Raw genomic sequence first — 22,531 nt, 5'->3', positions numbered from 1 at the left:
GAGGATTCGTGTCCGAAACCGTGCGTGGCGTGATCGCCCGGAGCAAGGGCGCACCGGTCGAACTCGTCGATATCGTGATCCCGGATCCCGGGCCGCACGATGTGGTGGTTCGCATCCAGTCCTGCGGGGTATGCCACACCGATCTGCACTACCGCGAGGGCGGTATCAACGACGAATTCCCGTTTCTGCTCGGGCACGAGGCCGCGGGCATCGTGGAGACCGTCGGGGATGCGGTAGCCCATGTTGCGGAGGGCGATTTCGTCATCTTGAACTGGCGCGCGGTCTGCGGTGAATGTCGCGCGTGTAAACGCGGCCGCCCGTGGTACTGCTTTGCCAGCCACAATGCCAGCAAGAAGATGACCCTCACCGATGGCACCGAACTCAGCCCCGCCCTCGGCATCGGCGCATTCGCGGATAAGACGCTGGTGCATGAGGGTCAGTGCACCAAGGTCGACCCGGATGCCGACCCGGCCGTCGTCGGACTGCTCGGCTGCGGCGTCATGGCGGGTATCGGCGCGGCGATGAATACCGGCAATGTGTCACGCGGCGATACCGTCGCGGTCATCGGCTGCGGCGGTGTCGGCGATGCCGCCATCGCGGGTGCGCGACTAGCGGGCGCGCGGACCATTATCGCGATCGACCGCGATCCCGAGAAGCTCAGCTGGGCAACGGAATTCGGCGCCACTCACACGATCGACGCGACCGAAACCGATGTCGTCGAGCAAATCCAGGCATACACCGACGGCTTCGGCGCGGATGTGGTCATCGACGCGGTCGGCCGCCCGGAAACCTGGAAGCAGGCCTTCTACGGACGCGACCTGGCGGGCACCGTCGTGCTGGTCGGCGTCCCGACCCCGGATATGACCATCGATATGCCGCTGATCGACCTGTTCTCCCATGGCGGCGCGCTGAAATCCTCCTGGTACGGCGACAGCCTGCCCGAACGCGATTTCCCGATGCTGGTCGATCTGTACCGGCAGGGCCGACTTCCCTTGGAACGCTTCGTCACCGAGCGCATCGCCCTGGACCAGGTCGAAAAGGCCTTCTCCGCAATGCATGCCGGTGCGGTACTACGTTCGGTGGTGGTCTGGTGAGCCTGCGCATCGACCGGATCGTCACCTCCGGCACCTTCGCACTCGACGGCGGTACCTGGGATGTCGACAACAATGTGTGGTTGATCGGCGACGATGCCGAGGTGGTCATCGTGGACGCGGCGCATGATGCGCGCGCGATCATCGAGGCCGTCGGCAATCGCAATGTCCGTGCGGTCGTCTGCACCCACGGTCACAACGACCACATCACCGTCGCACCGGAACTCGCGAATCGCCTCGACGCCCCGATCCTGCTGCATCCGAGCGACGATCCGCTCTGGCGCATGACCCACCCCGACGTCAACTACGAATCACTGGCCGACACGCAGCGAATCACCGTGGCGGGCACCGATATCGAAGTCCTGCACACCCCCGGCCACTCCCCCGGCTCGGTCTCCCTGCACCTGCCCGAGGCCACCGCCCTTTTCACCGGCGACACCCTGTTCAACGGCGGCCCCGGCGCCACCGGCCGCTCGTTCTCCGACTTCGGCACCATCATCGATTCCATCCGAGACCGACTCCTGACCCTTCCGGCGGATACGACCGTCCACACCGGCCACGGCGACGGCACCACCATCGGCGCCGAAAAACCCGCACTGGCCGACTGGATCGCCCGCGGCCACTGAGCCCGACTCGAGATCAGGTGGAACCGGTGGCGGCGGCCTCTCGGCCGCTGCCACCTGATCTTGATTACGCCTACGTCGCACCGGGCCATTCAGTGCCGAGCCACATCGGTCCAGAAGGCGACCAGGTCGGCGCAGACGCGGGCCGGGAGCTCGGCGTCCGGTAGATGGCCGACACCCTCGTAAACCGCGGTGCGCGCGTCCAATTCCTCGGCATAGCGTTCATGAACGCTCGGCGGCCAGAGATCGCCGGAGTTGCGGTAGGCGAGCAGGATCGGCAGGCCGATCGCGCGCAGGGCGGCGGTGTAGTCGGTCGGGCCTTCCATGGCTCGCATGATGCCGACCATATTGGCCTTCTTGGTCGTAAAGAAGCGGTTCCGCAGGAATTCGAGTTCGGCGGGTGGGACCAGTGCCGCAAAACTCTGCCGCAGCTGCTCCCACAGCGCTTGCTGGCCACCGCTTTCGATGAGTTGGGCGACCAATTGCGGTGGCGCGAAGGTGATATCGGAGGTCGCCGACGGGCCGGAGGCGAGCAGGGTGAGGCTGCGGAAGCGGTCCGGATGGGTGGCAAGAGCAGCGCGCGCGACGTAGCCGCCGAATGAATAGCCCACTAGGTGAACAGGAGTGCGGTCCGAGATCTGGTCGACAACGAGAACCAGGTCATCGGCGAAATCGGCCATGGTGTATCCCGATACGTCATCGGGACCGTCGGACTGCCATTGTCCGCGCTGATCGTAAGCGACACAACGGAATCCGGCTGCGGACAGTATCGGCAGCATGGGCTCGAAGTCTTCTTTGGAGCCGGTGAAGCCGGGGACCAGTAGCACCGTGCCGTGCACCTCGACGCCATGCGGCGGCGCGGATTCCCAGGCGGCCAGCGTGCCCGCCCCGCCACGCAGGGTGCAGGATGTGGAGTGCGCGGTGGCGTGACTCATCGGTTTCCTCCATCGGCGTGCTCGGCACTAATGCGGCAACACCTGGCATTTTAACCGAACGCGCATTCGGGATTGTTATTTATTCGAGATATTTCAGAATAAAGTCATCGGTTCGGTCGGGATGGGTTCGGGCAGCGGCTCGAGTTCGGGCAGGCAGGCGCGGACCTCGTCGTGGAAGCGGCGGGCGAGGTGTAGCGCGGAGGCATTGTCCGGGGTGTGAATGAAAACCGTGGGTGAGCGGCCCTCGCGCAGCCATGCGCTGACGATCTCGAGCCACGGCTGCCAGCCGGCAATCGTGTGCTCGGCCGAATCGCGCCCGTGATAGCGGACGATCGGGTACTCCGTGAGCGCTCGGGTGCGGCGCGGCACCCGTGGTTTCTTCGCCCGCGCCTCGGCCTCCGCGGCGCTCTCCGCGAGTCCGTCGAAAAGCACCTTGGTGTCGAAGGGCACCCATTCGGCGCCAACGCGCGCGAGCATCTGCTCCAATTGCCGTGCGGCGCTGTCATTTTCGAAGAATGCCGGATGCCGGACCTCGACGGCGGATCGATACGAGCCGGGCAATGTGCGCAGGAATCCGGCCAGCGTCCCGAGCTCGGTCGGCCCGAATGAGCCAGGCAACTGGACCCACAGCGCATGGATGCGCGGGCCGAGCGGCTCCATCGCATCCAGGAAGGCGCGCAGTTCCGGCTCCGCGCCGTGCAGCCTGCGCTCGTGCGTGATCGGCTTGGGCAGCTTGATGACGAATCGAAAGTCGGGATCGGTCTGCTTCGCCCATGACTCCACCGTGTTGCGCGTCGGCGTCGCGTAGAACGTCGTATTGCCTTCCACCGCAGTGCACCACGAGGCATAGTGCCGCAACCGCTCGGCCGGAACCGGTTGATATTCCTGCCATGCCGCGTGCGTCCACATCGCACATCCCACGTGAAGCCGCATGACAGCGACGCTAACGCACCCACCGGCCACCCGTCCGAGCGGTCGGCCGTGGTCACGTACGCTGACGGCGGCAACTCCAACACGTTGGGAAAGAGATCATGACGCGGTTCGAGAACGTCAGTGTGGCCAAGCAGGCCAATGTGTACTTCGACGGCAAGTGCATCAGCCACAGCATCGAGCTGGCCGATGGCACCGCGAAGTCGGTCGGTGTCATCCTGCCGTCCACTCTGACGTTCAATACGGTCGAGCCGGAGATCATGGAGCTGATCCAGGGCGAGTGCACGGTCACCCGGGCGGGCGAGACCGAAGCCGTGACCTATCGCAGCGGCGAATCGTTCGAGGTGCCGGGCAATAGCTCATTCGAGATCGAAGTGGTTTCGACGGTGCACTATGTGTGCCACTTCGGCTGAGCCGGTCAACCCCGAGGGTCTCAGGCTGTTGCGCCGAGTGTCTCGGCCCGCGTCGGAGCCAAAGAATCGGCCACTGCGGTCAGCACCTGCGCGCACCCGGCATCGACGGTGAGCGTGGCGAGTTCATCGCCCCGCGTCCGGCCGCGGTTCACGATGGCGACCGGCTTGCCCTGTTTCGCCGCATATCGCACGAACCGCAGCCCGGACATCACCGTCAACGACGATCCCGCCACCAATAGCGCGTCCGTCGACTCGACCAACTCGAATGCGGCGGCCACGCGCTGCTTGGGGACGTTCTCCCCGAAGTACACAATGTCCGGTTTGAGCATCCCGCCGCAGCGTGCGCAGTCCACCATCCGAAAACTAGCGGTATCGGCCACCACCGCATCCGCATCGGGCGCCACCTCCACCCCGGTCGCCGTCGCCGACGCCGCGAGACCCGGATTGGCCGCCTCCAACCGCTCGGCCAAGGTCATCCGGGAGATCAGCGCCTCGCAGCCGAGGCACCGCACGCGCGCATACGTTCCGTGTAGATCGATGACCCGGCGGTGCCCCGCCTTCGTATGCAGCAGATCGACATTCTGCGTAATCAATCCGGACACAATGCCCGCGCGCTCCAACCGTGCCAACGCCCGATGCGCCGCATTCGGCCGTGACCCGTCCATGGCCCGCCAACCGATATGGTTGCGCGCCCAATACCGCTGCCGAAACGCCGCATCCCCCACGAACTGCTGATACGTCATCGGCGTCCGCTCCGGCGACCCAGGCCCTCGATAATCCGGAATCCCACTGTCCGTGGACACCCCGGCGCCGGTCAGCACCGCGACCCGCCCCGCCAGCAGCCTGGACAACCGCTCGACAGCGGATGCATCGAATAGTGCGGACATGGAATTCAGCGTAAGCGCGGGGGACGGCAGCCGGCGGAGCCGAGGTGGGTAAGCACAGCCGCCCGGTCGCTGCCCCCAGGCAGCGTCGCGGCACTGCACCGGTGCCGATCAGGCCTGGAGGCCGACCTCGATCTCCAAGGTGAGGGTGATCTTGTCGCCGATCACTGCGCCGCCATCGGGGAGCGGCATATCGATGGTGATGCCGAAGTCGCGGCGGTTGATGACGGTCTTGGCCTCGAAACCGGCCACCGGGCCCTGGCCCATGCCCGGGTTGACGCCGAGGAATTCGACATCGAGGGAGACCGGGCGGGTGGTGCCGCGGATGGTGAACTCACCGTCGACGACGAAGTCCTCGCCATTGACGCGGAATCCGGTCGACTTGAAGGTGGCCACCGGGAAGTCAGCGGCGTGGAAGAAGTCCGCGGTGCGCAGGTGGGCGTCGCGCTGCTCGTTGTCGGTGGTCACCGACTCGACCAGGATCTCGGCCTCGGCCGAGGCGGTGCCGTCTTCATTGATGACCAGCTTGCCGGAGAAGTCGGCGAAACGACCGCGGACCTTGCTGACCATCAGGTGGCGCACGGTGAATCCGAGGGTGGAGTGGGCGGGATCGATGACCCAGGTGCCTGCGGTCAGGTCCTTGGCGGTGGTGGTCGACATTGTCGGTCTCCTCATATAGTTGATATTTCAATTACTTGGTTGTGAAACGGGTATTCAGTTCTGGCACTACCGGACCGGTGCGCCGTTGCACCGAGGGATTGGGTCACGGCGGCGAACTCCACCGCGGCACGGTCGATTCCGGCGATCGGCCGGGTCGACGACGGCGGTCGTCGGGTCGACCGTGACATCGCCCACGGTGAAAATTCCGAACCGCACGCCGCCTCCTCTCGCAAAGTGTGACACCCATTTGGTGGATATGGCAACCAACAGGGCGGTGACGTCAACTATTCCCGAGCATCCACCCAAGCCGCTACCGGGTCATTTGCGTAGCCGCGACTCCAGGCCGTCCAGCACGCAGAGCAGCCCGAAATCGAATGCCATCGCGCGGGCGGTCCGAGAATCGGCGGGTAGCGCCTTGCGGTATTCCGCGAGCATCTCCGGATAGTCGGCAGCGAGTGAATCCATGGCGTCGAGCAGCATCTCGGTATCGAAACCCTCGTCACCGAATGCCTTCGCCGCGGTGACCTCCGGAACGACCTGCCCGAGTACATAACTCATCAGTGCGCTACTCGCGAGATAGATATCGACGCCGGTGAATCCGGCACTGATGAAGGTGCGGCGCAGTCGGTCGGTGAGCACGAAGGCATTCGGGCCGACGCTCGGCAGAGAGCCGATCAGGGTGGCCACCCAGCGGTGCTCGAGCATGGTAAGCCGGAAGTTGTAGGAGAAGGTCGTCGCAACCTCGCGCCACGGCGTCTGGTCCGGATCCGGGATGTGGACCAGACCCCAGATCTCGTCGAGTGCAAGTTCGAGCAGTTCATCCTTATTCGCGACATGCCAGTAGAGACTGGTCGCGCCGACATTGAGCTTGGCGCCCAGCTTGCGCATGCTCAGTGCGCCGAGGCCTTCGGTATCGAGAACTTCGAGTGCGGCGGCGACGATCTGGTCGCGGCGCAGTCCGGCCGTCTTCGGCTGGCGCGGCTCGCGAGTCCACACCGAGGAGAACTGCTGCTTTATCACTCGATCAGCATAATTCTCTCGCACATTGTGCGATCCTATCGTACGGTGTTCGAATGGAATCGAACGTTGTACGAGATCCTCGCCGTTGGTGGATTCTGGGAGTCCTCTGTCTGTCGCTGCTGGTACTGATGATCGACGGCACCGTACTCAATATCGCCATTCCGTCCCTGATCCGGGAACTCGACGCGACACCGTCGGATGTGCAGTGGATCCTCGACGCCTACGTCCTCGTCTTCGCCGGACTGTTGCTCACCGCGGGCAGCCTGTCCGACCGGTTCGGCCGACGACGCATGCTGGTGCTGGGACTGGCACTGTTCGGCGCGGCATCCCTCGCGGCCGTCTTGGCGACCGAGCCGTGGGAGGTGATCGGCGCCCGCGCGCTCATGGGTGTCGGTGGTTCGCTGCTGATGCCATCGACCCTATCCATTCTGATGACCACCTTCGCCGAGGACGAACGGCGCAAGGCGATGGCGGCCTGGTCCACCGTCTCCATGGTCGGCATCGTCCTCGGGCCGACACTGGGCGGCTTTCTGCTACAACACTATTGGTGGGGTTCGGTGTTCCTACTGAACATCCCGGTCGCAGTACTCGCGATTGTCGCCGCACTGGTTCTGATGCCGGAATCCACGGGTGAACAGCGGCCGGTCGACCTGGTCGGCGTGCTGCTGTCCGTCATCGCACTCACCTCGACGGTCTACGTGATCATCGAGCGCGAGTGGAATGTTCCGATGATCGGACTCGCGGTCGTCACGGGACTGGCATTCGTGGTCTGGGAGAGCCGGTCGGCTCATCCGATGCTGCCGCTGGCGGTGTTCCGCAATCGCGATTTCACCGGCACCTGCTGCACACTGCTGCTGATGGTGTTCGGTATGGGCGCGATCATGCTGATGCTCACCCAGTACCTGCAGTTCGTACTCGGCTACGGGCCAATGAAGGCGGGTCTGGCGCTGCTGCCGTATGCGGTGGCCGCGGCGGTATGCAACGGTCTGGGTGCGACGCTGGGCAAGAAGCTGAGCAATAAGACGCTGATCGTCGCCGGTCTGCTGGTGATGGGCGGGGCATTCGCGATCCTGGCCGTCGGTTCCGGATATTTCGCGGTCCTGGCCAGCATGCTGGTCATGGGGATCGGCGGCGGTCTGGCGGGCCCGGCCGCGTATGCCGCGATCATGAGCGCCATTCCACTTGAGCACGCTGGCGTCGGCTCGGCCATGAACGACACGCTGCAGCAGGTCGGTATGGCGATCAGCATCGCGATCCTCGGCAGCGTGCTGGCGGGTGTGTTCACCTCGCATATGCCCGACGACGCGCCCGCCGCCGCGCGTGAATCCATTGGCGCCGCTTTCCAACTCGGATATGTCGAACAGGCCAAGACAGCGTTCACCGACGCCATGTCGACCGGCGCTTGGATCAGTGCGGGCTTCAGCATCGCCGCCGCCCTACTCGGACTGGCACTGCTGCGCACCCGACCCGCCCCGCAGGTCGACACACCGGAAGAAGTAACCGTGTCATAGCTGACATCGATATTCGTTCCGAATCCGCTGGCCTCGCACCGCAGGCTCGGCTAGGCTCCCCTCGATCTCCTTGCCGCGCATATGACTACATTGCACGGGGAGTATCTCGGGCAGGAAAGTCGAGCCTGCGCGGGCATTGCGAAGAGCGAAAATGCTGATGACTGAACGGAATACCGAATGAAGCTTTGCGATAGCACTGCGGCGGCGATCCTTGTCATCGGTGCCGTGACCTTGGGCGCCGGAGTTTCGCATGCCGAGCCGATCGCCGCGCCCCCGCGGCAGGACATCACCTACTCGGTCAAGCTAGTCGACAAGACTGTCGTCGCCAGCGTGCGCGGCGGCACCTTCACCCTGTCCAAGGCAGCGGAAAGCGAGCTCGCGGCGGGCAGCGACAAGCGACTGGTCGACCAGGACGGCACGCTGGTCGATAGAGACGGCAAGGCCGCCGATATCGCCGATGTCGTCGATGTCGTCGATCTGGCCGACACCGACGGCCATGTCGTCCTGACGCTGCCGCTGCGATTCCGGGTCGCCGGTACCGAGATCCCGGTCCAGCCGGCGCTCGAGAAGGACGGCACGATGCTGGCACTGGCGCCGCAGAAACCCGCCGGACTCGAGATCACGCAGCCGCTGGCCGTCAAACCGGTCGCATCGATGACCGAAGACCAACGCGCCCGTAATGAATTCGCCACGCAATTCAGTCTGGCCACGGCGGTCGGCAGCTTCGTCGGAACCGCCATCGGCGCGGGCCTCGGCTGCGTAGCCACTCTTGCCATCGGATGCATCGCCGGCTTGATCACCGGTGCGACCCTCGGCGGAATCATCGGCACAATTGCGGTGGGCGGGCCGGTCCTGATCACCTCCGGCGTGGATTTCGTCAATACGATGTTCGCTCCGGACGGCACCACCCGGTTCGCGGATAAGCCGACGACGGCCCAGGCCGCGCCGACTACTCCGGCCGCACCGAAGTAGTCCCACCGAACCGGGTCGAGCTGCGGCGAGGCGTGCAGGTGGCGTCTCTGGGGACTGCTCATCACGGTGGACTCACGTACCGAAAGTGGGCGGGCAATGCCGAGATGAGTCGAATCATCACTCGCCGACCAACATTCGACTCGGCTATACGCGGTCGCCAGCCAAGCGAAAGGCCAGCGACTGCCCTGCCGCGCGTAGCGGTTCGGTGGAGCGCAGGGTGCGACTGAGGATGAACGCGCCCTCGAGTGTGCTCAACAGCGCGAAGCCGAGTCGGCGTGCCTCGGGGGCGTCCAGACCGCGACGGGTGAAGTAGTCGGTGCATTCGCGTACCCACGAATCGATGACCTCGGCTGTGACTTCGCGCAGCGCCGGTTCGCTATCCGCGATCTCGCCCGCGATGGTGACGACCGGGCACATATTGATCCACCCGGCCCGCTCCATCTGCTCGGCCGCCTCGGTGAAGGCGGCGGACACTGCCGCGCGCACATCCTCATGCGGATCCAGCAGCAGCGGCAGCAACCGGATATAGGCCGCACCCGCCGCACGCAGGGCCTCGGCGGCGATCTGCTGTTTACCCTGCGGAAAGTGGTGATACAACGAGCCCATCGGCGCATGCGCCAGCTCGCTCACCTGTTTCACGGTCGTCACGCCGTAGCCCTGTCGGCGCATCAGCTCGGCCATGGCGGTAAGGATCCGCTCCCTGGTTGACATCGCTGCATCCACACCGTAAGACTAGAGCATGCGCTCTAGAGCAATTACTCTAGCGGAGGTTCGCCGATGCCAACTGTCGAAATAGCCGCCGGTCGAATCGACTACGTCGAACGCGGCACCGGGCCCGCGGTGGTGCTACTGCACGGGTTGCTGATGAACCACACCCAGTGGGATCAGGTAATCGACTTGCTGCCCAACGGCTTTCGCTATGTACTGCCCGACCTGCCGCTCGGTGCGCATGCGACACCGATGCATCCCGATGCCGATCTGTCGCTACGCGGACTGAACCGGATCATCGCGGACTTCCTCGCCGCACTGGACCTGCGCGATGTCACGCTGGTGCACAGCGATTGGGGTGGCGGACTGTTCCTCACCGCGTACGGGTTGGATGAGCGCGTCAGTCGGATTATCGCGTTACCGTGCGAGGCGTTCGACAACTTCCCGCCGGGCCTGCCGGGCAAGATGGTCGCCATCGCGACAGCGCTACCCGGCGGCATTTCGCTCGCCCTGCGGCAGTTGCGAATTCGCTGGCTGCGCAGTTCGCCGCTGTTGATGGGCTGGATGGCACGGCGGCCACTGCCCGATGCTCTCGTCCACGGCTGGACCGAGCCCGCATTGCGCGACAAGGCGATTCGGCGGGATCTGCTGAAGTACGCGAAGTCCGGGTTTCCGAAGCCGGAGCTCATCGCGAACACCGAGGCGCTGCAACGCTTTTCCGGCGACGCGCTGATCCTATGGTCGTCCGCGGGCAAGGTCATGCCGCGCGAACACGGCCGCAGGCTGGCCGAATTGCTGCCGAAGGGCGAACTGGTCGAGATCGACGACGCGTACGTCCTGTCCATGCTCGACCGTCCGCAAGCCGTCGCCACGGCCATGTCGGCCTTCCTGTTCAGCGCGAATGCGTCGGCCGCGCCGCACAACCGCACGCTGGAGAGCTGACCCCTCACCCGCACAAAGCGGCGTCTACCAGGTCATCCATGATGGGCTTGTAGCCGAGGCCGAACAGGGGTGGGAGTTGGTTGAGGCTGATGGTTATCGTGCGGGCGGAGGTGTATCCGCCGAAGACGAAGAATCCGTCCATGGCGCCGCCGTGACTCCAGATATCGATGCCGCAGGCGTTGATGCGGTGGAACAGACCGAGGCCGGCATCGCTGGGTTGGGCCGGATCCATGGTCTGGATGGTGTGCTGCATTTCGGCGAGTTCGGTTGGGCGAAGCAGTTCTCCGGCGAGCAGGGCGCTGAAGAAGCGGTTCAAGTCGGCGCCGGTGGCGACGAGCGCGCCATCGGCCAGGCCCCAGCCCGGGTCGATATCGGTGATGTCGACCCGGGCGCCGTTGACGACCTGATATGCGCGTGGGTGTGGACCGCGAATCACGTTCTCCAGTGGGAATTCCGGCCAATAGGTGTCGCGGAGTTCCAGCGGGATCAGGATCCGGTTGGTCACCTCGACCCCTACCGGCCGTCCCGTGACCTGCTCGATCAGCTTTCCGACCAGCAGGTAATCGGTATTGGAGTAGCCGAATCTCGAACCGGGCGGGAACTGCGCGGGCGCATCCAGACCGATTCGGATCAGTTGATCCGGGCTTCGGTACTGCTGTAATGCCTCGGGGGACCGCAGATTCAATCGAACGAGATAGTCCGGAATACCGCTGGTGTGCTGCAACAGATTTCGGACGGTGATCAGATTTCCGTCGCCGCCAGGGCCGCGCACCACATAGGGCAGATAACGCTCGATCGGAGCGTCGAGCTGAATTCGCCCCTCCCCCACCAACTGCAGCACCACGGCCGCCACGAATGTCTTGGTATTGCTGGCGATCCGGACCTGCGCGTCATCTGGAAACGCAGTGCCGGTCACGATATCGCCTACGCCACTATTGATTTGGGTCGTGTCGCCATCGACGGTGACGATCAGCTGCGCACCCGGAACGACAGCCAAGCGGACCAGGCTATCCAGCCGGGCTTGCAGCACGTAGCAGCGCACCGGGCCCGGTTGGGCCGAGGTCGTCCCGAGATTCGGCAGCACCGAAATCATCAGTGCGGCAACCAAAGCCGTCGCTACCTGGAGCCGCCGCATCCCTGCTCCTTCGCCACGGCGACGGCGGCCGATCCTGCGGTGCGGACGGTGCTGGCCGCACGAGTCCCATTCGGCTCGAAGCAGACTGCGGCGCCGGCGCGTCGTTGGTCGGCATGTCCGGGCGGATCAGCCGTTATAGGACACATGCGGTGTCCAGTCGTCGAGGGGGCGGACGGCTGCGGCGTGCAATGCCGCGGCGACCCGCTCCCGAGTGAATGCCCCCTCCCCGAGTACCCCATTGATCTGCACCGCGACGGCGCGGAAACCCTCGGGTGCCAGGGTGGTGTCCAGGCTGGTGACGAGATTGCGCACCGCCGCCTTCTGCACGCCGAGCGATGGCGCCCGATGCCACGGCTTATCCGCCGCCGCGCTTCCCGTCACGAGCACGCGGGCACCGGCGGCGAAGAACGGCCGTGCGGCCTGCACCGCGGGCAGCAGCGCCGCGGCGCCGATCGTGAAGTCCTCGATCAACTCCGCGACCGTCAACCGCAACGGATCCGCCTCCCGGAAGACGCTCGGGTTGAAGTGCAGCACATCGATCCGCCCGTGCCGCTCGCCCACCGCGGTCACGACACGAGTGATATCGGCGGGATCAGCCAGATCCACACCGACGCCTTCGGCATCGAAACCTTCGCCCAGCAACTCGTTCGCCAACGGTTCGGCCTCCGTGACGAGGCGACAGGCCAGCACCACTGAATGCCCGTCGCGCGCGAAAAGACGGCCGACGGACAGCCCGATGCCGGGTCCGGCACCGAGAACGAGCAACACGGGAGCAGCCATACCTAAGAGACTAGATCGTTGATCTGTGCAGATCACATGTCCGATTCTTGCCTGGCCGGAAGGGAGTCGGTAACACTGAAAAGGTTGACCCTTTCGAGTGACCTGCAAGCAGTCATCAGCGGTGCAACTAGTCGGTAGCGGGTATGAACCGGACGTGCCCTGCGTCGAGTGACTCGAGACGAAAGTCGAGGCGGCGAAAATGATCCGGGACCCAGGCCGCCGCCATGGATGACGACACCGTCGAGCTCCCCAAAGTCACCGAGACTCGCCACGCCAAACACCGACGAGCGGCGCCCAAACCCCATCGCGGCCGCAAAGCGGCCAAGATCGCGATGCGTGTGCTGACATCGATGGCCGCTCTCGCCGTCCTGTCCGGCACTGGATTCGTCTGGTCGGCCACGACCGAATTCGATAACGGCTTCACCCACACCGACGCGATCGGCAAGGACGCGCCACGCTCACTCGGCGGCGACTTGAATATCCTGCTGATCGGCCTGGATACCCGCAAGGATCTGGACGGCAAGGATTTGCCGAAGGAGATCCTGGACCAGTTGCACGCCGGCGATGGCGACAACGGCGGCTACAACGCGAATTCGCTCATCCTGCTGCACATTCCGGCGGATATGCACAAGATCGTGGCCTTCTCCATCCCGCGCGACGACTATGTCGCGGTCTCCGGCATTCCGGGCTACGACCACGCCAAGATCAAGGAAGCCTACGGGCTGAAGAAGGCCGCCACCGAGACCAAACTGGAAAACTCGGGCATGAAGGACACGGTGGCCCTGGAGCGCGCGGGCCGCGAGGCGGGGCGGGCATCCATCGTGCAAACGGTGCGCAACCTGGTCGGCGTCCCCATCGACCGCTTCGCCGAAATCTCGCTGGCCGGCTTCTACGACCTGGCCGATAAGCTCGGCGGCGTCGATGTGTGCCTCAACCACGCGGTCGACGACAGCTACTACTCCGGTGCCGTCTTTCCCGCGGGCCCGCAGCACCTCGATGCCGCCAACGCGCTCTCCTTCGTGCGCCAACGCCACGGATTGGACAACGGCGACCTCGACCGCACCCACCGCCAGCAGGCCTTTCTCACTTCGGTCGGCAAATCGCTGAAGGACACCGGCACGCTGACCAACTTCGGCGAGCTTTCCGGACTCATGGACGTGGCGCACCGCGATATCGTGCTGTCCGACGGCTGGAACCTGCTCGACTTCGCCCGCGACCTCGGCTCGGCGGGCTCGATCTCGGTCGAATTCCGGACGCTTCCGGTGCGGCGCTACGACAATATCGACGGTCAGGACGTCAATATCGTCGATCCGGCGGCCATCAAGAAGGAAGTGCGCGCCGCCTTCGGCATCGAGACCACGCCGACCACCTCGCTGCACACCCCGACCGGCATCGTCGATGTCCGCAATGCGAGCGGATATACCCGCCGGGCCGCCCAACTGTCCGCCGCGCTCACCAAACGCGGCTATCCAGCGGGCACGGTCGCCAATGGCACCCGTGCCGACGGCACGACCACCACGATCACCTACGGCATCGGTGCCGAGACCGATGCCACGCAGCTTGGCGATCTGCTCGGCCTCACCCCGACCGCGTCGCCGAATGTCGAATCCGGCCACATCACCGTCGTCGTCGGCAGTGATTTCACGATGCCCGCCGAACTCGTGCCGACCACCAGCGCGACTCCGACCAAGTCCTCCGCCGAGCCCGTACCCGATGCGGGCAAGCCGGTCGCGACCACGATCGGCAGCAGCGTGCCCTGCGTTAACTGACGCCGATGTCCGCGCAGGTCACACCCGCGGCGGCGAAGTGGGCTCGAAATGGCCGGTAAACTACGGCACGGGCCAGTACATCGCAGGTGCACCACACGGAACGCACGGCGCAACACAGGAGAGTCATGTCGAGTCGCCGCTTCCGTTGGAGAGCAGCTGCGGGTTTTGCATTGGTGATGACGTTGCTCGTCGCCGGATGTTCGTCGAAGTCGGAAGCACCGACCACCAAGGTCGGACCGCCCCCGCCGGCGATCGTCATCACTCCGGGCGGCGGCAATAATGTCGATCCGCTCGCGCCGGTCGTGGTGACCGCGAATGACGGCATGCTGACCTCGGTGAGCCTGACCAATGAGGCGGGCCGCGCGATCGAGGGCATCTACACCCCGGACAAGACGGCGTGGAAGCCCACCGAACCGCTCGGCTACGGGCACACCTACACGATCAGCGCCGAAAGCCTCACCATCACCGGCCGCGTCGGGCCGACCACCTCGACGTTCAATACGCTGGCGCCGAACAACCAGACCAAGGTGTATCTGACCACCACCGGCGGCACCCCGCTGACCGACGGCGGCACCTTCGGTGTCGGCACCGTCGTCGTCGCACACTTCGACGAGGACGTCCCGGATAAGGCCGTAGCGGAGAAGCGGCTCACGGTGACGACCAACCCACCGGTCGAGGGTTCCTGGTATTGGCTCGACAAGCGCAACGCGCACTGGCGGCCGCAGCAGTACTACGCACCGGGCACCAAGGTGACCGTCGCGGCGAATATCTATGGCGCGGACCTCGGCGGCGGTCTCTACGGCCAGGAGGACAGCAAGACCACCTTCACCATCGGCCCGTCGCATATCTCCATCGCCGATGACAACACCAAACAGGTGCAGGTCTTCGAGAACGGCAATCTGATCCGCACCATGCCCACCTCGATGGGCATGGGTGGCAGCGAGGTCATCGCGGGTAAGACGCTGTCCTTCTGGACCCAGCCGGGCATCTACACCGTGATGGATAAGGGCAATCCGGTGATCATGGACTCCTCGACCTACGGTCTGCCGGTCAATTCCCGGCTCGGCTACAAGGAGGCCATCGGCTGGGCCACCCGTATCAGCACCGACGGCATCTATCTGCACCAGCTCGATTCCACTGTGTGGGCGCAGGGCAGCCAGAACCTCTCGCACGGCTGCCTGAACCTGAGTGGCGCGAATGCCCAGTGGTTCTACAACTTCGCGATTCCGGGCGATGTGGTGGAGGTCCGCAATACCGGCGGCGCACCGCTGCAGGTCTGGCAGAACGGCGACTGGGGCCTGCCGTGGGACGAGTGGGTCCAGGGCAGCGCGCTGCACTGAGGTCTTTGCAGCGCACCGCACTGACTCTCTGGTGCGCCGCGTGCTGTGCGCCGCACCGGATTCCTGGGCGAAAGGCCGTAGGCGGACAGATCGAAGCAGCGCCTACATCAGTGGCTCCGCCAGGCCGGGGATGGCCAGCACCGAGTCGGCGATATTCGCCACCAGTTCGGTGTAGGGCGTACGGTTCACGACGGTCGGCGTCGGCTCGACGATCGACTGGCCGGAGGCATTTATTTGCTCTGATTTCTATCAACGCTAGAGCTAGCGTTGATAGAAAGTAGACGCGCCGAAACCGCCGCCGTCAATGGCAATTCGCTAGTCTGCGAACAATGGACGCAGCAGAAGAGTGCACCACATGAGACGGGCCCAGGGCCGGGTCGGTCACGAGGTTCGACGCCGGGCAATCCTGGAGGCAGCCCTGGAGGTTTTCGCGGAACGCGGCTACCAGGGTGCGACCATCGCGATCGTCGCGGAGCGGGTCGGGTTGAGCCAGCAGGGCGTGTTGCACTATTTCCCCAATAAGCAGACGCTGCTGACGAATGTGCTCGAACTGCGCGATCAGAACGATCTCGACGTGCTGCTCGCCACCGCGCAGGGCCATGCGACAACCCTGGATTTCCTTGCCGAACTGGTGGAACGCAATGCCGAGCGCCCCGGAATCGTGCAGTCGTTCACGGTGCTCGCGGCCGAGAGCGTCACCGAGGATCATCCCGCGCGCGAGTACTTCGTCGATCGGTACGCGCAGGCCCGGGAGCGGCTGACGGCGTTACTGGAGCGCGACCTGGGCGGCGATCCGCCGCACGGCGTCTCACACCGGGATGCCGCCGTGCTACTGATCGCAGCCCTGGATGGTTTGCAGCAGCAGTGGTTGCTGTCGCCGGATGATGTCGATATGCCCGCGCTGCTGCGCAAGTTCCTGCAATTGATCCGCCCCGACGACGGTTCAGATTGATAACTTATTGATAACATTACCTACCGACTACTAGGTAGATCAACCATACTTCGAGGTAGATACCCCCGCGTCAGACAAACAAGGGAGTCGACCGATATGGCGAATCACCGCGCCGACCGCGAGGCAGTAGTCGAAAAGGCATTGGCCGCACTGGATCTGGATACCCGTTGCCGGCTGCTTGCCGGACAGGACATGTGGTCCTTGCCCGCGGTTGCGGATATCGGGCTGGCGTCCGTCGTGATGTCCGACGGTCCGATCGGCGTGCGCGGCGTGCACTGGGGTCCGGAGGATCCCTCGATCACCCTGCCGAGCCCGACCGCGCTGGCCGCCACCTGGGATCCGCCCCTTGCCCGCAAGGCCGGGCAGCTGCTCGCGCAGGAGGCCCGGCGCAAGGGCGTGCACGTGCTGTTGGCTCCGACGCTCAACCTGCACCGAAGCCCTTTGGGCGGCAGGCATTTCGAGTGTTACTCGGAGGATCCGCTGCTGACCGGGGCAATCGGTGCGGCCTATGTGACCGGGGTGCAGGAGGGCGGTGTGGCCGCGACACCGAAGCATTTCGTGGCCAATGACTCCGAGACCGACCGATTCACCGTCGATGTGCGGGTATCCCAGCGGGCATTGCACGAGCTGTATCTGGCGCCGTTCGAAACCGTGGTCGAGCAGGCCGAGCCGTGGGCCCTGATGGCGGCATACAACAGTGTCAACGGCGTAACGATGACCGAGCACAACGCATTGCAGAACGAAATCCTGCGTGCACGTTGGGGTTTCGACGGCGTAATCGTCTCGGACTGGACGGCGGCTCGCAATACCGTCGGCGCTGCCGTTGGCGGACTCGATATCGCGATGCCGGGACCGCAGTCGGTCTTCGGTCGAGCTCTCGCGGAAGCGGTTCGCGCAGGGCATGTTCCAGCCGAGACGGTCGAACGGATGACACGGCATGTGCTTCGGCTGGCGGCCCGGGTCGGCGCATTGGCCGGGACGCCACCAGAAGTCGTGACGCTCCCCGCAACGATCAATGGCGATGCGCTGGCTCACGAGATCGCGCAACGCTCGATTGTGCTGCTGCGCAACGAGAACGATGTGCTCCCGCTCGGTAAGGTCGGCCGGATCGCGCTGATCGGCCAGACCGCCGACCAGCCAAGGGCGCTCGGCGGTGGTAGCGCCCAGGTCTTCCCGTCGCATACCGTCGCACCGCTCGACGGCCTGCGGGCCGTGCTCGATGCGGATACCGAACTCGTCTATGCCGTCGGTGCGGATCCCCGAGTCAAGATTCCCGCCGCCAAGGAAGGTTTCGAGCTGCGGGTCCAGCTATACGGATCGGGTGACCGCCTGCTCGGCGAGCATCCGCTGCCGGAGGCCGCAATCGAGTGGATCGGGGAATTCCCGGACGGTATCGCGGTCGGCGAACTGCATCGGGTCGTTGTCACCGGGACGTTCACCCCACGGGCGACGGGAACGCATACCTTGGCCATCACCGGCATCGGGCCGTTCCGGCTGACCGTCGGCGATGCGATCTGTTTCGACGACCGGATCGTCCCGCAGGGCGATCCACTGGCCGCCTTCCTCCGCCCGCCCGAGATGCCGATCGATATCGAACTCACTGCGGGACAGCAGGTTTCGGTGAACCTCACGCATACCATGACGACGATGCCAGAGCTGCCGATTGCCTTCGCGAAGTTCTCGCTCGGTCATCAGGACCCAAATATCGATCCCGAGGCACTCATCGAAGAAGCGGTCGCCGCAGCGGCCGCGGCCGATGTGGCGGTGGTAATCGTCGCCACCACCCCCGAGGTGGAGAGCGAAAGCTTCGACCGCGCATCGCTGCTACTGCCCGGTCGCCAGGATGAGCTCGTCGCACGGGTCGCGGCCGCCAATCCGCGCACCGTGGTCGTGGTGAATACCGGCTCCCCTGTACAGATGCCGTGGGCCGAGGATGTCGCGGCGATCCTGCTGACGTGGTTTCCGGGACAGGAAGGCGGTGCCGCACTGGCCGATGTGCTCATGGGCCGGGCCGAACCGAGCGGACGGCTGCCGACCACCTGGCCCGCGGATCAGGACGACGCGCCGGTACTGAATGTCACCCCGACCGACGGCGCTCTGTCGTACGCGGAGGACATCTATATCGGATACCGTGCGTGGCAACGACTTTCGACAGCACCGGCGTATTGGTTCGGACACGGAATCGGTTACACCACCTGGCAATACGAGACCGCCGCGTTCGCTCCCGATCCGGAGGCCGGCGCTCTCGGCACGCTGACCGTACGGGTTCGCAATACCGGCGATCGCCCCGGCCGCGAAACGATCCAGACGTATATCGCCCATTCATCCCGACCGGACCGGCGACTGGCCGCCTTCGCGGTCGTGCGGGCCGAGCCGGGCGAGACCGCTGAGGTGGCGATCCCGATCCCCCGCCGAGCCGCCGAATCCTGGGATGAGACAACGGAAACCTGGGTACAACCCACCACCGCCTACGACCTGCTGACCGGTCGATCGGTTGCCGATATCCGTTTGACCACCGCCATCGAGCTCGAAGGACCGCACGCATGAGATTTCGCCGAAGCACACTGGCCCTCATCGCATTAGCATTCTGCGCGGCCGCGATGCCAGTGGCCGCCGCCGAGCCGGGACCGTATCCGACCGCCACCTGGGAGCAGGTGCAGGCCGAGGAAACCCGATGGGCACAGGAAGGCAAGGTCGACGCGCCGACACCACCCGGTGTCAACCGGTACGACTGCGTGCCGACCGTGCCGGGCGCGGTTCCCGTTGTCTTACTGCATGGTTTCGCGGGCGACGAGTATCGAGCCTGGGGCTATCTCGGACCGGCCCTTGCCAACGCGGGTCTGTGCGTTTATTCCTTCTCTTATGGCGGCAGCAATGCCATGCAGGCCGGCGGCAAAGGTCCGGTCGCCGATTCGGCGGTCGAGATCAAGCAGGAACTGTCCGCGCTGACCACCCGACTCGGCGTCGCCCAGGTCGACCTGATCGGCCATTCCGAGGGCGGCATCTTGGCGCAGTACATCGTGAAAACCGATCCGGAGATCGCCAGCGGCGTCCGTTCGGTGACCACCATCTCGTCGCCGACACACGGCGCACTCGGCGATCTCGGCGCGACTGTGCTGAATACCGGAAATCTCCGCGACAAGCTACCGGTACCGCCCGCGGTCCGGGATCTACTGGCCGGGTCGGCCTTTCTACAAGACCTGAACTCCGGACCGGTCACCGTCCCCGGCGTCGCCTACACCACCATCAGCAGCCGGTTCGACCCGATCGTGGCATTCGGCCAGAACCCTGCCGTGATCGCGGAGCCCGGTGTCGACAACTACGTCCTCCAAAACGTTTGCCCCGCCAGCAAGGCCGGACACAACGGCACGGTCTTCTCACCCACCACCGCCGCACTCGTGCTCAATGCCCTCGATCGTTCGACGGTGCGCCCGATTCCGTGCCAGGACGATTCAACCGGCTAATTCATGAGGGCGAATGTCTCGGATGCAGGCCCGATCGCTTGTGCGCCAACGATATCGAAACGGTGGCGAGCGTCGACGGCGTCGGCAAGAGGTAGGTGGGACCGAACTGCCCTGATCCGCCTATCGGTGGCCCAAAGCCAGAACGAGATCATCGAGAACGTCGCCGTCGACACGATGGCGCAGATGTCGTCCGCGAATGAATTCCACGAGTAGCCGCTGCACCCTGGCCCCGTTTGCTCGCCACCAGTTCGGCGGGCGGTTGGTAGAAGCCCGGATCCGATTCAGGCGGCGGTGGCACCGGTGCCGCGGGTTGCACCGCGACCGGTACTTCCTGCGGTTGGGTGACCGTAACCGCCGTCGTCGTGCGCAGTGCGATAGCCGTGATTGTGGCGCGATGACGGCACAGCCGTAGTGCACATCGCGACAACGTTGCGATGTGGCCACGATAACGGGCAGATATCGACCCGATTTGCCGACTCGATATACCGAACGGCGGCGAATGGCGTAGTTTTCACCGAACCGGCCATTTGGTGCCGGGCAGCTTGCTGGGGAAGCTTCGAGGAAACATGAACATTCCCACTGAACCGATCTCGATGGTTCTGTACTACGTCCTCTTGCTCTTCTATGGCGCACAGGATGTGCTGGGCGGGACCATCCGGGACTGACCCGGGCCGACGTATCGCATCGAGCAGACCGAATGGCTGCTCGGATACCGCGGCACCATGACCGAGCGCAGCGAGGGAACCGAAGACATAGCGCGGCGGGCAGCACCCACGTAGGTTCGGCGTATGCAACTCGGTCAGCCAAGTCGCACCGCCCTCGCCACCGCCTACGCTCGCGCCTACCACCAGATCGCGAGTGAACCGCGCATCTTCACCGATCCGCTGGCCGTTCGCATCGCGGGCGCCACGCCCGAGCAACTAGCCGATCTGGAGACCGCTACGGTTCCGGACGACATCACCACCGATATGCGCCGCCGTCGCCGTCTGTTCCTGGCCGCCCGTGCGCGCTTCGCCGAGGACACCATTGCCGACACGGTGGCGACGGGCACCCGGCAGGTGGTGATTCTCGGTGCCGGACTGGATACCTTCGCCTACCGCAACCCCCATCCGAATGTACGGGTATTCGAGGTCGATCATCCGGATACCCAGGCGTGGAAGCGGCAGCGACTCGAATCGGCGGGCATCGAACTCCCGGCGTCGCTGACCTTCGCGCCGGTAGACTTCGAAAGCCAAACGCTCGCAGCAGGATTGGCCGCCGCCGAGTTCGATCGGAGCCAACCGGCCGTATTCATCTGGCTCGGTGTCGTCATGTACCTGACTCGGGATACGATTCTGGACACCTTGCGGTTCGTCGCGGACCAGGCGACGCCGATGCGGTTGGTATTCGACTATCTCTATCCCACCTCGGCGGCCACGCCCGAGGAAATGGGTCAGCGCACCGCGCGAGCCGATCGAGTGGCTGCCATGGGTGAACCCTGGCTGAGCTTCTTCACCGCCGATGAGATCGCAAATATCTTGCGGGAGGCGGGATTCGATCATGTCGACGATCACGACGCACCGCACCTCATCGCCGAATATCTCGGTATCGAGCCGCGACAAGTCGCTACCGTTGCGCCACATGTGTTGTGTGCCACGCGAACCGCGTAGGTCAGCAGCCGAGTTGGTCCAGCACTGGCACGCATCGGATTCACCGCACGGGCGGATTCTCGGCCGTCCGGCCCGCGCGGCGATACCACCGACGCGGGCCGAACACCCAACCCCTCACCGCACCCGGAAGACAGTCAACTTCCAGTCCGTTGAACGGGTGCGGGCGATGCGGGCGGCGATGGCGAAGTGTTGGCGGCCGCGGTCGTAGCTGGCGAAGACTTCCGCGGTCGAGGCGTCGATCATCATGAGGTTCGCGCGGAAGAGCACGGCGACGCCGAGTGTGCGGCCGGGTGCTAGGTCGGCTCGGACTATGGTCCGCACTGCGGCGACCACCGCGGGCGTGGCCATCGTGGTGAGTTGGGCGACGGGGCGGCGGTGATCGAGTACTTCGAGTGCAAGCCGCAGCGCACGCTCGACGAATAGCTTTGCCGTCGAATCCAATTCGACGACCGGCGCCAGCCCGCCATGCCCGGCACCGAGCGCCCGCCGCACACCTGGCGGGCCGGATCGTCCGGTCTGATCTTTCCGCGGTAGCGGCGTACGGCACGGTGCCGCACGTCGCGGATCCTCGAATTCCGCACGGCTCCCGGCCGGACGGTACGGCAATAATGGTGGCTCGGTCCTCGGCGCATACGAAAGCCCCGACGGATGTCTTTCCATGCAGCACCCCCAATTGAGTTCGAACTACTACCCCGAGCTCGGACCGCGACAGCATTCCACGAATATCGCCGCAGGTAAAGCATCACACGATCA

At 64.9% G+C, this 22,531-nt stretch carries 21 protein-coding genes; 12 read left to right on the top strand and 9 right to left on the bottom strand.

The window, feature by feature from the left end; all coding sequences use genetic code 11:
• Positions 1-8 precede the first annotated feature (8 nt).
• Both AB0L63_RS26515 and AB0L63_RS26510 read left to right on the top strand, forming a co-directional pair.
• Positions 9-1,094 carry an S-(hydroxymethyl)mycothiol dehydrogenase gene (locus AB0L63_RS26515; RefSeq protein ID WP_364505793.1) on the top strand — a complete coding sequence of 362 codons (1,086 nt, stop codon included), beginning with the start codon at positions 9-11 and terminating at the stop codon, positions 1,092-1,094.
• Positions 1,091-1,717, top strand: coding sequence for an MBL fold metallo-hydrolase (locus tag AB0L63_RS26510; RefSeq protein WP_364505791.1), 627 nt, complete (start codon positions 1,091-1,093; stop codon positions 1,715-1,717). Before AB0L63_RS26515 ends, AB0L63_RS26510 begins: the two co-directional genes overlap by 4 nt.
• An 89-nt stretch (positions 1,718-1,806) precedes the next feature.
• Here the strand turns inward: AB0L63_RS26510 and AB0L63_RS26505 are convergent, their stop codons facing one another.
• On the bottom strand, positions 1,807-2,649 hold the full coding sequence (locus AB0L63_RS26505) for an alpha/beta hydrolase (protein ID WP_364505789.1): 843 nt from the start codon (positions 2,647-2,649) through the stop codon (positions 1,807-1,809).
• Positions 2,650-2,742: 93 nt separating this feature from the next.
• Positions 2,743-3,582, bottom strand: a complete 840-nt coding sequence (locus tag AB0L63_RS26500; protein WP_364505787.1) for a DUF72 domain-containing protein — start codon at positions 3,580-3,582, stop codon at positions 2,743-2,745.
• Positions 3,583-3,680: 98 nt separating this feature from the next.
• On the opposite strand from AB0L63_RS26500, the gene AB0L63_RS26495 reads away from it, so the two are divergent.
• Entirely contained in the window at positions 3,681-3,992 is a 312-nt protein-coding gene (locus AB0L63_RS26495) for a pyrimidine/purine nucleoside phosphorylase (protein ID WP_364505785.1), read from the top strand.
• Positions 3,993-4,012: 20 nt separating this feature from the next.
• Here AB0L63_RS26495 and AB0L63_RS26490 read toward each other — a convergent pair whose 3' ends face one another.
• The 3 genes from AB0L63_RS26490 to AB0L63_RS26480 all read right to left on the bottom strand — a co-directional run bounded on the left by AB0L63_RS26490 (position 4,013) and on the right by AB0L63_RS26480 (position 6,556).
• Entirely contained in the window at positions 4,013-4,879 is an 867-nt protein-coding gene (locus tag AB0L63_RS26490; RefSeq protein ID WP_364505783.1) for an NAD-dependent protein deacetylase, read from the bottom strand.
• A 108-nt stretch (positions 4,880-4,987) separates the two neighbouring features.
• Complete coding sequence (locus tag AB0L63_RS26485) at positions 4,988-5,536, bottom strand: YceI family protein (protein ID WP_364505781.1); 549 nt, start codon at positions 5,534-5,536, stop codon at positions 4,988-4,990.
• Between the two features lie 318 nt (positions 5,537-5,854).
• Positions 5,855-6,556: a TetR/AcrR family transcriptional regulator C-terminal domain-containing protein gene (locus AB0L63_RS26480; protein WP_364505779.1), complete on the bottom strand. Its 702-nt coding sequence runs from the start codon at positions 6,554-6,556 to the stop codon at positions 5,855-5,857.
• Positions 6,557-6,609: 53 nt separating this feature from the next.
• On the opposite strand from AB0L63_RS26480, the gene AB0L63_RS26475 reads away from it, so the two are divergent.
• Positions 6,610-8,067: an MFS transporter gene (locus tag AB0L63_RS26475; protein ID WP_364505777.1), complete on the top strand. Its 1,458-nt coding sequence runs from the start codon at positions 6,610-6,612 to the stop codon at positions 8,065-8,067.
• 177 nt (positions 8,068-8,244) lie between these two features.
• Positions 8,245-9,039, top strand: coding sequence for a hypothetical protein (locus tag AB0L63_RS26470; RefSeq protein ID WP_364505775.1), 795 nt, complete (start codon positions 8,245-8,247; stop codon positions 9,037-9,039).
• 144 nt (positions 9,040-9,183) lie between these two features.
• Here AB0L63_RS26470 and AB0L63_RS26465 read toward each other — a convergent pair whose 3' ends face one another.
• Positions 9,184-9,750 carry a TetR/AcrR family transcriptional regulator gene (locus AB0L63_RS26465; protein ID WP_364505773.1) on the bottom strand — a complete coding sequence of 189 codons (567 nt, stop codon included), beginning with the start codon at positions 9,748-9,750 and terminating at the stop codon, positions 9,184-9,186.
• A gap of 66 nt (positions 9,751-9,816) precedes the next feature.
• Between AB0L63_RS26465 and AB0L63_RS26460 the strand changes: the two genes are divergently transcribed.
• Positions 9,817-10,689, top strand: coding sequence for an alpha/beta fold hydrolase (locus AB0L63_RS26460; protein WP_364505771.1), 873 nt, complete (start codon positions 9,817-9,819; stop codon positions 10,687-10,689).
• Positions 10,690-10,693: 4 nt separating this feature from the next.
• On the opposite strand, the gene AB0L63_RS26455 is transcribed toward AB0L63_RS26460, so the two are convergent.
• Both AB0L63_RS26455 and AB0L63_RS26450 read right to left on the bottom strand, forming a co-directional pair.
• On the bottom strand, positions 10,694-11,824 hold the full coding sequence (locus AB0L63_RS26455) for a serine hydrolase domain-containing protein (RefSeq protein ID WP_364505769.1): 1,131 nt from the start codon (positions 11,822-11,824) through the stop codon (positions 10,694-10,696).
• Positions 11,825-11,950: 126 nt separating this feature from the next.
• The gene (locus AB0L63_RS26450) at positions 11,951-12,604 is read right to left on the bottom strand and encodes an SDR family oxidoreductase (protein WP_364505767.1); all 654 of its coding nucleotides are present in this window, start codon (positions 12,602-12,604) and stop codon (positions 11,951-11,953) included.
• A 224-nt stretch (positions 12,605-12,828) separates the two neighbouring features.
• Here AB0L63_RS26450 and AB0L63_RS26445 point away from each other — a divergent pair, with 224 nt between their 5' ends.
• The 6 genes from AB0L63_RS26445 (at position 12,829) to AB0L63_RS26420 (ending at position 21,778) form a co-directional block, all read left to right on the top strand.
• Positions 12,829-14,373 (top strand): LCP family protein, encoded by a 1,545-nt coding sequence (locus AB0L63_RS26445; protein WP_364505765.1) that lies wholly within the window; start codon positions 12,829-12,831, stop codon positions 14,371-14,373.
• Between the two features lie 125 nt (positions 14,374-14,498).
• Positions 14,499-15,713 carry an Ig-like domain-containing protein gene (locus AB0L63_RS26440; RefSeq protein WP_364505763.1) on the top strand — a complete coding sequence of 405 codons (1,215 nt, stop codon included), beginning with the start codon at positions 14,499-14,501 and terminating at the stop codon, positions 15,711-15,713.
• Between the two features lie 355 nt (positions 15,714-16,068).
• The gene (locus tag AB0L63_RS26435; RefSeq protein ID WP_364505761.1) at positions 16,069-16,665 is read left to right on the top strand and encodes a TetR/AcrR family transcriptional regulator; all 597 of its coding nucleotides are present in this window, start codon (positions 16,069-16,071) and stop codon (positions 16,663-16,665) included.
• A gap of 96 nt (positions 16,666-16,761) precedes the next feature.
• Positions 16,762-19,212 (top strand): glycoside hydrolase family 3 C-terminal domain-containing protein, encoded by a 2,451-nt coding sequence (locus AB0L63_RS26430; protein WP_364505759.1) that lies wholly within the window; start codon positions 16,762-16,764, stop codon positions 19,210-19,212.
• Positions 19,209-20,129 (top strand): alpha/beta fold hydrolase, encoded by a 921-nt coding sequence (locus AB0L63_RS26425; RefSeq protein WP_364505757.1) that lies wholly within the window; start codon positions 19,209-19,211, stop codon positions 20,127-20,129. The genes AB0L63_RS26430 and AB0L63_RS26425 overlap by 4 nt, the downstream gene beginning before the upstream one ends.
• Positions 20,130-20,917: 788 nt before the next feature.
• Complete coding sequence (locus tag AB0L63_RS26420; protein ID WP_364505755.1) at positions 20,918-21,778, top strand: class I SAM-dependent methyltransferase; 861 nt, start codon at positions 20,918-20,920, stop codon at positions 21,776-21,778.
• A gap of 114 nt (positions 21,779-21,892) precedes the next feature.
• Here the strand turns inward: AB0L63_RS26420 and AB0L63_RS26415 are convergent, their stop codons facing one another.
• Positions 21,893-22,438: an Rv3235 family protein gene (locus AB0L63_RS26415; protein ID WP_364505753.1), complete on the bottom strand. Its 546-nt coding sequence runs from the start codon at positions 22,436-22,438 to the stop codon at positions 21,893-21,895.
• Between the last annotated feature and the right edge of the window lie 93 nt (positions 22,439-22,531).

This window comes from Nocardia sp. NPDC051990 (assembly GCF_040680755.1).
Taxonomy (GTDB): Bacteria; Actinomycetota; Actinomycetes; order Mycobacteriales; family Mycobacteriaceae; genus Nocardia.
The sequence above is the reverse complement of the archived record's forward strand: the minus strand, read 5'-3'. Positions and strand labels throughout refer to the sequence as shown.